The sequence below is a fragment of the Yoonia sp. genome (assembly GCF_017854415.1).
Classification (GTDB): Bacteria; Pseudomonadota; Alphaproteobacteria; order Rhodobacterales; family Rhodobacteraceae; genus Yoonia.
The window spans coordinates 1-7337 of the sequence record NZ_JAFMHR010000140.1; the positions used below are offsets into that span (position 1 = coordinate 1).

General features: G+C 54.4%; 7 protein-coding genes. 5 read left to right on the forward strand and 2 right to left on the reverse strand.

What is annotated here, in order from left to right; translation table 11 throughout:
• Positions 1-384: 384 nt before the first annotated feature.
• Together QZ197_RS13490 and QZ197_RS13495 are read right to left on the reverse strand one after the other, a co-directional pair.
• The gene (locus QZ197_RS13490; protein WP_296432610.1) at positions 385-1809 is read right to left on the reverse strand and encodes a HAMP domain-containing sensor histidine kinase; all 1425 of its coding nucleotides are present in this window, start codon (positions 1807-1809) and stop codon (positions 385-387) included.
• A 23-nt stretch (positions 1810-1832) separates the two neighbouring features.
• Positions 1833-2570: a response regulator transcription factor gene (locus QZ197_RS13495; RefSeq protein ID WP_296432612.1), complete on the reverse strand. Its 738-nt coding sequence runs from the start codon at positions 2568-2570 to the stop codon at positions 1833-1835.
• Positions 2571-2805: 235 nt separating this feature from the next.
• On the opposite strand from QZ197_RS13495, the gene QZ197_RS13500 reads away from it, so the two are divergent.
• The 5 genes from QZ197_RS13500 to QZ197_RS13520 form a co-directional block, all read left to right on the forward strand.
• Positions 2806-4056, forward strand: a complete 1251-nt coding sequence (locus QZ197_RS13500) for an ABC transporter substrate-binding protein (RefSeq protein WP_296432615.1) — start codon at positions 2806-2808, stop codon at positions 4054-4056.
• A 70-nt stretch (positions 4057-4126) separates the two neighbouring features.
• Positions 4127-4999, forward strand: coding sequence for a sugar ABC transporter permease (locus QZ197_RS13505; RefSeq protein WP_296432617.1), 873 nt, complete (start codon positions 4127-4129; stop codon positions 4997-4999).
• On the forward strand, positions 4992-5885 hold the full coding sequence (locus tag QZ197_RS13510) for a carbohydrate ABC transporter permease (protein ID WP_296432619.1): 894 nt from the start codon (positions 4992-4994) through the stop codon (positions 5883-5885). The genes QZ197_RS13505 and QZ197_RS13510 overlap by 8 nt, the downstream gene beginning before the upstream one ends.
• 5 nt (positions 5886-5890) lie before the next feature.
• On the forward strand, positions 5891-6988 hold the full coding sequence (gene ugpC / locus QZ197_RS13515) for a sn-glycerol-3-phosphate ABC transporter ATP-binding protein UgpC (protein WP_296432621.1): 1098 nt from the start codon (positions 5891-5893) through the stop codon (positions 6986-6988).
• Between the two features lie 4 nt (positions 6989-6992).
• On the forward strand, positions 6993-7337 hold a 345-nt coding region (locus QZ197_RS13520), incomplete at its 3' end, for a glucokinase (RefSeq protein ID WP_296432624.1).

The window sequence follows — 7337 nt, forward strand, 5'->3', positions numbered from 1 at the left end:
TCGGGAGCTCGACCTCAGAACAGAGGGCAGCCCAATTACGCATGCTAGGAGCCCACACTACCTACTTTCTGCGATGCCGCGAATGTCTGCTTTCGGGAAACAGAAAAATACAGCCCTGATAACACGGCCCTCAGTGGCCATTGATAATGAAAATCGAGTCCAGCTGCTACTTCGCCAAAGCGGACATTGTAGGGTTGCGCTGCAATCGCATGGCTCGATGGATCTACTATCCAAGTAAACCACCCTTTTGAGAGCTGTAGCAACCTAACGCTAAACTCCGACCATTCCGGCGGCAGTCGGCAGTCGGCAACAAAAAACGCGCTTCTGGCCAATTGAAGTATTGCATATCTAAACGTCGTGGCTGTCTATTTTTCGTTCTATGTCTCAAGATCGCTGAATAACTAACCGCGCCGTTACACCCGTTGCGGAATCTTCGAATGTCAGTCTGCCGCCATGCAATTTAGCGATTGTCGCCACAATAGTAAGTCCAAGTCCGTGGCCATCTATCGTCTTGGTGTTCTCACCACGTTGAAACGGTGCCAAAAGCTCTTCTATCTCAGCGGCAGAACTTTCAGAGCCTTCATCTTCGATGATGATGGTTGCGGACTGCGCGTTTGCTTCTAGGGATACCGTAGCGCGGCGACCGTATTTAAGCGCGTTCTCAATCAAATTAGTGATGGCCCGTTCAAGCGATACGGGACGCCCATAAACGACTGTGTCACGATCATTGGACACCACACCGTAGCCTTGCCGCGACATGAAGATAGATTTCCCACCTTGAACGATGACGTCTTTGGCTTTGCGCAATGTCACTGGGCGGTCCACGTCTTGGTAGTTGGCGACGATCGCGTCCAACAGCGACGTCAACGACAGGTTACGCGGTTCTTCGGCACCCATTTCTACATGGGTATAGGTCAGCACGCTTTCGATGATGCCTGTCATGCTGTCGATGTCGGTTTCAAATTTGCGGCGTAAGTCGGCGTCTTGGATCAACGCGGCGCGCAGGCGGAGCCGTGTGGCGGGTGTGCCAAGATCGTGGCTCACACCTGAGAGGACGGCGGCACGGCCAGCCAATTGCTCGCGTTCGATTTCCAGATAGCTGTTAACTGCTGTTATGATTTCTTGCAGTTCTTGTGGGCCAGTTGGGTCATAGCGAGTGGGGCCGCCGACGCGTCGGCGGTTTCTCAGCTGTCCCGCAAAGGACAAGAATGACACGGGCAAATTCAACGCGACGGTCATGAGAATGCCGGTGGCGACCACCGCCAAAAGCGCTGCGAGTATGCGGCGATCAGGGGGGGCAGCGGCGCACCCCCAAACCGCGTCGCCTTCTACTTCAACCCAGTCGGCATCTCCCATGCGGGCCACGACAAACGGATCGTTACATAACGTGGCCAATTTTCGGGTGATCGCCCCCATGGTTTCTGCCGCCGTTTGCCCGTCGCGGCGCGGTAGATCTGCAAGACCGTAGGTCAGATCAGGTGAAAGGATAGCCATTGTGACAGAGGCCCCAGTGATCTGATTGGCAACATCGGGCAAGATTGGGACAATCGTGATCCGCGAGGCAGGCGAAGCACCCGCAATTTGGCGGAATGATCCGCTTGTTGCATGTATCTGGTCGTCGGCGGGTAGGCGTACGAACTCTATGCCTGCTGGGGGGGCGGTGCCGTTTTGCATTGCGTAATACAAAGTCACGCCAGCATCGTAGGCTCCGGTGCCATGTGCGCGCCAATCGGACGTGGATTTTGTCCACATCCAAACCGTGCCACCGCCCATAATAAGCGCCGCAAGAACCAGTATGGATCCTATCATGCGCAGGCTGTTTAGAGGGTTTTTCACGTGTCTGATACCGCGACATCTACGGCGAATACATAACCGACCCCGCGTTCCGTTTTCAGAATTTGGGGCTCCTTCGGGTTCGCTTCGATCTTGTTACGCAAGCGACCTACCAAAACATCAATCGCGCGACCTGTCGCCTCATTGGGAGACTGGCCTTCGCCAGTGGCATCTAGGTTGGTCGCAATTTCCTCACGTGTGAGGGGGATGTGCGGGTTGGCGAGCAACACTTGCAACAATGCGGTTTCGCGGTGCGATAGGGCGACTTGCACTTTTACAGGCGATAGAACGTCGCCTGTTTTGGCGTCATACGTCCATCCATGGAACTGAAATGTTTTGGTGTTGCGACGGTGCACCAAGGACGCCGACCGACGCGCGCGCGACAGCACTGCTTTGACCCGCGCCAGCAACAAATTAGGGTTAAACGGTTTGGCGATATAATCGTCAGCGCCAACCGCATACCCTTCCATACGCTGGTGATCGGCAGACAAAGCAGACACCATAATAATCGGCACGTCCTGTTCACGCCGCAGCCGCTTACAAATTTCCAGTCCATTCTCGTCGCCCAACATTACGTCAAGTAAGACCAGATCAACGCGGCCCCCATCGATGTGGTTGCGGACCTCGGTCTCATTGGCAGCCGGTAGGGCGATCGACCCGTTCTGTCGCAGAAACTGCGTCATCATCTGCCGCATGTCAGGGTCATCATCGACGACAAGGATACGTGGAATCGCCATGGTTCAGTTTCTCCCACGCACGATGAAGTTTCTTATCGGACAAGGGTGCGCCAACTTGTTATGTAACAGAATGCAACAAAATCGAGAGCAACGTAACAGCGTGTAACAAGGCGCGCCAATTTCTGCATCCGCTCCACGAATACCCGTCATGTTGCAATTGCATAGATACAGTTGTTGCCGTCAGTTACCGGCATTCGAGCCGCGAAGAGCGGTCTTTTCTGGGAGGAAATCGAAAATGAAATCTTACGTATTGAGCACCGCATCCGCGATCGCTGTTTGTGCCGCTGGCGCGGTATCTGCTGACGGCCACGCTGAAGCAGAAGTTTTACACTACTGGACATCCGGTGGCGAAGCGAAATCGGTCGCAGTTCTGCAAGAAGAGTTCGCTGCAAACGGCGGCACATGGACAGACATGCCAGTCGCTGGTGGCGGCGGTGACGCGGCTGGTACAGCCCTGCGTGCACGTGTTCTGTCCGGAAACGCGCCGACAGCGGCACAGATCAAAGGCCCAGCCATTCAGGAATGGTATGCCGAAGGCGTTCTGGCTGACATTTCCAGCGTTGCAGAAGCCAACGACTGGGCAAACCTGCTTCCAGCCTCCATCGCAGCACACATGCAGTGCGAAGGCACTTGGTGTGCGGCGCCGGTAAACGTACACCGTGTTGACTGGATCTGGGCCAACACAGAAATCTTGGCCGCTAACGGCATCGAGATGCCAACAACTTGGGACGAGTTCAACGCTGCAGCCGAAACACTGCAAGCCGCTGGCATCATTCCACTGGCCCACGGTGGTCAGGCTTGGCAGGACGCGACTGTGTTCGAAACTGTTGTTCTGGGTCTCGGCGGCGCTGAGTTCTATCAGGCAGCCCTCGTAGACCTCGACCCAGAGGCGCTGACATCCGACACGATGATTGCAGCGTTTGATCAGATGCGCACCATGCGTGGCTATGTTGATCCAAACTTCTCTGGTCGTGACTGGAACCTCGCCACAGCAATGGTCATGAACGGCGAAGCCGCTTTCCAGATCATGGGTGACTGGGCAAAGGGTGAATTCCTCGCCGCTGGTAAAGTGCCGGGCGTTGATTTCACATGCGCCTCCACACCGGGTGACGGCTACCTCTACAACGTGGACAGCTTTGCAATGTTCTCTGTTGAAGGCGACGGCAAAGCCGCTGGTCAGGAACTTCTGGCTGAACTCATCATGGGGCCAAACTTCCAAGAAGTGTTCAACATGAACAAAGGTTCCATCCCAGCGCGCACAGACGTTGATCTGTCCGGCTTTGATGAGTGCGCGCAGATTTCTGCTGCTGACATGGCGTCCACAAACGATGGCGGCACATTGATGCCATCTTACGCACACGGCATGGCACTGTTTGGTGCCCAGTCCGGCGCGATCACAGACGTTGTAACAGCGCACTTCAACTCAGACATGTCTTCTGAAGAAGCGGTTCAGATGTTGGCAAACGCTGTTGCGAACTCCCGCTAACCGCTTAGGCGTTTAGAAACCGATCCTATCCCCAAGGGGGTAGGACCACCAATCAAAAGGGGGACATCACATGACACGCTGGTTGCAAGACAACATGCCAAAAATCGTTTTGGCACCGTCATTCATCGCCGTCATGGTGTTTGTGTACGGTTTTATCGCATGGACAGCTTGGGTGTCGTTGACACGCTCACGTCTAATGCCGCGCTACGAGTTTGATAGCTTCATTCAATATGAGCGCCTCGCCGACTCGCCACGGTTTGAGACCGCGATGGTGAATCTCGCCATCTTTGGCACGCTATTTATCGTGATCGCCATGGTGCTGGGTCTGCTTCTGGCGATCTTGCTGGACCAGAAAATCCGCACCGAAGGCGCGATCCGCACGATTTATCTTTATCCCATGGCCCTGTCGATGATCGTCACAGGCACCGCATGGAAATGGATACTGAACCCTGAACTTGGCATCGAAGCCACCGTCAAAGGCTGGGGGTTCGCCAATTTTGAATTCAACTGGCTGGTTGATCCTGACATGGCGATCTACACCGTTGTGCTTGCCGCGGTCTGGCAAAGTTCCGGCTTCGTTATGGCGCTGTTCCTTGCCGGGCTTCGTTCTGTGGATGAAGAAATCATCAAGGCCGCGCAGGTCGACGGCATCCCCACTTGGCGCGTTTATTCTGCGATCATTATTCCGTCGATGGCCCCGATTTTCCTCAGCGCGTTCATCGTACTGGCCCACCTCGCGATCAAAGCCTTTGACCTCGTCATTGCGCTTACTGGCGGTGGCCCGGGTTACGCGACCGATCTTCCGGCCACTTACATGTATGCCATGGCGTTTTCGCGTGGTGATATCGGGCAGGCGGCAAGTTCGGCCATGGTTATGATGCTTGTCGTGTTCACGATTGTTGTCCCTTACCTCTATTCAGAATTGAGGACCAAAGATGACTGATATGTCATACGCCCCAACCCGCACCCAAAGCCCGACGACCAAACTGGTTCTGCGCTTTATCCTCTACATCCTGCTTGGCGTCTTTGCGCTGTTTTATCTTATGCCGCTGTTTGTGATGATTACGACGTCGCTGAAGTCGTTGGATGAAATCCGCACGGGCGATCTGGTATCGCTTCCACGTGAAGTCACTTTTGATGCTTGGCGCACTGCTTGGTCTGGCGCCTGTACGGGTATTCAATGTGAAGGCATGCGCCCATATTTCCTGAATTCACTTCTGATCGCCATTCCTGCGGTTCTTATCTCTACAATCATAGGCGCGTTGAATGGCTACGTTGTGGCGCAATGGAAGTTCAAAGGCGCGAATATCTTTTTTGCATTGTTGTTGTTTGGTTGCTTCATCCCGTTTCAGGTCGTGCTGCTGCCAATGGCGATCGTGTTGGGCAAGTTGGGAATCTCTGGCACCATACCGGGTTTGATTTTCGTCCACGTGATCTATGGCCTCGGTTTTACCACGCTGTTTTTCCGCAACTACTATGTGAGCATCCCTTCCGAGCTGACAAAGGCGGCGAAAGTCGATGGTGCAGGGTTCTTTCGTATCTTCTGGTCGATCTTTCTGCCGCTGAGCCTGCCGATCATCGTTGTGTCCGTAATCTGGCAGTTCACCCAGATCTGGAACGACTTCCTGTTCGGAGTGAGCTTTAGCCAAGCTGGCACCCAGCCTGTGACGGTTGCTCTTAACAACATCGTAAACTCGACCACTGGCGTCAAAGAATACAATGTCGATATGGCCGCAGCGATCATCGCTGCCCTGCCGACGCTGCTTGTCTATGTCGTTGCTGGCAAATATTTCATCCGCGGTCTGACCGCTGGTTCTGTAAAGGGATAAAACAGATGTCACCTATTCTCGAAGTTAAGAACCTCTACAAGAACTACGGGTCCACCGAAGTCCTGAAGGACATCAATGTGTCGATCGAAAAAGGGGACTTTCTGGTCCTCGTCGGGCCCTCCGGTTGTGGTAAGTCAACGCTGTTGAATTGTATCGCGGGGCTTGAGCCGATCACAGGGGGGGACATGTTCATTGACGGGCAAAACATGACCAACGTCAGCCCCAAGGACCGCGACATCGCGATGGTGTTTCAATCCTACGCTTTGTATCCGACCATGACCGTCGCCAAGAACATCACCTTCGGGATGAAAGTGCGCGGCATCGATCAGGCAACACAGGACGCCAAGCTAAAATATGTGTCCACGCAGTTGCAAATCGAACCGCTGTTGCACCGCAAGCCGGGCCAGTTATCTGGCGGTCAGCGCCAACGTGTCGCGATGGGCCGTGCCCTGGTGCGGGATCCTAAGTTGTTCCTGTTTGACGAACCACTGTCCAACCTGGATGCCAAACTGCGCGTCGAGATGCGGACTGAGATCAAAGCCCTGCACCAACGGCTTGGCGCGTCTATGGTTTACGTCACACACGATCAGATCGAAGCTATGACACTGGCGACCAAGATCGTCGTCATGAAAGGCGGCATCATTCAGCAAATAGGCACGCCAGCCGAGATTTACAATCGCCCTGCCAACCTGTTTGTGGCCGACTTCATGGGCAGTCCTGCGATGAACCTGATCCCAGCCAAGACAAAAGTGAACGGTAAAGGCATGCAGATAGAAATCGCACGCAAGGACGCCGATCCGATTGTTTTGACAGACAAGCGCAATACCGACTTGCCCGAGAATGTCATTATTGGAGTGCGTCCTGAAGATATCGTAGACGCCGCCCTTGCCCGCACGGACGACACGCAACAAGCGGATTGTCTGATCGATATTGTTGAGCCCGCAGGCGCCGATACGTTTGCTGTGATGCAGCTTGGCGGTAAACACGTGACTGCGCGCTTGCATGCTGAAACAACAGCTGCCGCAGGCACTGCACAACGTCTGGCGTTTGATCTTGGAAAGGTCTCCTATTTTGAACCCGAGACCGGTTTGCGCCTGAATTAACCGCATGCGTTTGGTGGCAGACATTGGCGGGACGAATGCACGATTGGCTTTGTGCAAAGACGGTGCAGTCGTCCCGCGAACCGTTCGCAATTTCAGCAATGATGACTGGCCGCACCTCTACGATATCGTAACGGCCTACCTCAAAGAACACGCGCCCGTGCCGCTGGATGACATGGTAATTGCCGTTGCGGGGCCTGTTCACGGCGATCAAGCGGTGCTGACAAACCGGAAGTGGACAATTCTAAGGACTGAATTGCTCCAACGGTTCGGCTGTAAGCAGGTGGTTCTGGTCAATGATTTGTCTGCACTTGGGTATGCGGTCCCTTCAATGCTCACAACGCAGTTGCGG